The organism is Streptomyces sp. NPDC001156 (assembly GCF_053598275.1).
This window is the reverse complement of sequence record NZ_JBSFJX010000492.1, coordinates 1-1,851: the sequence shown is the minus strand read 5'-3', so window position 1 is coordinate 1,851 and position 1,851 is coordinate 1. Positions and strand designations below refer to the sequence as shown.

General features: G+C 65.6%; 2 protein-coding genes and 1 pseudogene. All 3 read right to left on the bottom strand.

The window, feature by feature from the left end:
- Positions 1-70: 70 nt before the first annotated feature.
- Positions 71-283: a CsbD family protein gene (locus ACWDA7_RS52510; RefSeq protein WP_450615266.1), complete on the bottom strand. Its 213-nt coding sequence runs from the start codon at positions 281-283 to the stop codon at positions 71-73.
- Between the two features lie 1,048 nt (positions 284-1,331).
- A complete protein-coding gene (locus ACWDA7_RS52505; RefSeq protein WP_450615264.1) occupies positions 1,332-1,487 on the bottom strand; it encodes a DUF6131 family protein in 156 nt (51 codons plus the stop codon).
- 91 nt (positions 1,488-1,578) lie between these two features.
- Positions 1,579-1,851, bottom strand: a pseudogene (locus tag ACWDA7_RS52500) (alkaline shock response membrane anchor protein AmaP); the annotation flags it as partial.

Sequence of the window (1,851 nt, the reverse complement as noted above, 5' to 3'; positions counted from 1 at the left end):
CGGACGGCCAGCCGGGGCCCCGTGCTGCCCGCATCCCGAAATTCACCCTGAACCCGCCAGACACCGAGGATCAGAGTTCACGCGGTGGATCCAGGTTGAAGGCGTCCTTCACCTTGCGTGCGCCACCCTTTGCCTTCTCCTTGGCTTCGCGCAGGTCTCCCTTGGATTTCTCAGCGTGACCCTTCGCCGTCATCTCCTCATTTCCGACGGCGCGCCCGATGCCCTCCTTGACCTTTCCCTGGGCCTGCTCTGCCTTGGCCTTAATTCTCTTGTTCGTGCTCATCTCAGATTCGCCCCATTTACAGAAGCCCCGTGCCGCCTAGTCTCTCTCATCGTCAGCGAAAAGGCAGCTGAGAGGCACCCGGCTTCCGGAGGCCCGCACAATGCGGACTGTGGTCAGATCAACGTGGCCTCGACCGCCTCAGCAGAAGCAGTGGAGTAGTGGGACGACTGTGCAGGGTGCCGAACCCGGGCGACGCGGAGGTGCGGGGCACAATTCGGGATTTCTACCGCGCCGCTATCGGTCCGGAAGTCTCCACGTCGGTCGCATCCATTCCTTCTAGGCCGGCATGCGCAGGGCCTCGGTGACCCATCGCAAGCTGTGCGCGAGCCAAGGGTCTCGCCGGTCGGCCCCTGCAACCGTCGACCGCCAGTCGACGATGATGGTCCATCACGAGTGCGGGCTCCGCTGGGCGCGCAGCTGGGTCGGTGCACGCTGGCAGGTGGCCACCACCGACGCACGGCCGTCCACCAGCCCACTGTCCGTTACATCCACTCGCCATGGACCGTTGGGTCCCTACGGAACGGTGATCATCGACATCGGGACCCACCGGGTCCTGGACCTTTCCGAACGGGACGCGGCCTCACTGGCACCGTGGCTGGCCGCTCAACCGGGCATCGAGGTCATCTGCCGTGACCGGGCCGGTGCCTACGCGGGCGTGGTGTCATCCAGATTGAGGTGCTCGTAGCCGTCCCTGCCTGGACAGCGTGGCCAGTTGCTAACCCGGTCACGCCGCGGGCCCCGCCGGCGATGAGCCGGCGGTCATCGACGGGTGATGGTGCCCGTCGTCCTCCCGCCGCCGGTGCCCGCCCCGACGCCGGGTGCCGATCAGGCCCATGGTCTGGGCCTGCTCCGTTTGGCCCGTCCACGTCAAGAACATCCTTCTGGCCCACCGCCTGGCCCGGTTCACGGAACATGCCGAGTGCTCAGGAGTTTCCCGCTGGCGGAAAGGTGATCTCCCCGGGGAGTCCAATGACAGCCCCCAGCGGACAGGTGATCTTTCCCGTCCAGACCCGGCCTTGCAGGCCGCTGGGGATACGCTCTTGACTGGTCACCAGTAGTGGCGTCGTCCTGCAACGGCGTGTCCCATCGCGCCGAGGAGCCACAAGATTACTCCGATGACTGCCAGGATGATCCCGATGGTCCATAGAATGCCTATGCCGGTGACGAGGCCGACGACCAACAGAATGACTCCCAGGATAATCATGATGCCTCCTCTGGGAAGTAGTGAGATATTCGAGCGTGAACTGCGAAAGCCCTGGAAGTGCCATGCCCAGCTCCAATGGGTTTCCTCCGGTCTATTCCGCACGGCGGGGTTTGTGACGAGCGACGCGTAGGCGGGCCTCGGTTGGCATGGGGGGCGAGCCGGTGGATTGGCGGGCGGTCCGCAGCGGGCCTTCGCAGAGGGTTTTGAGGGCGGCGTCAGGTGTCCCCTGAGGGGTGAGGGTGAGGGTGATGTGGGCGCGAGGGTGGGCAAGTCGGCCTGTGATGCGGACATTCGCCTGCTGGACGCCGGGTAGAGCGCCGGCTTCGGTGGCGATCGCGTCGCTGAGCGCGCGGGCGCGCAGTTC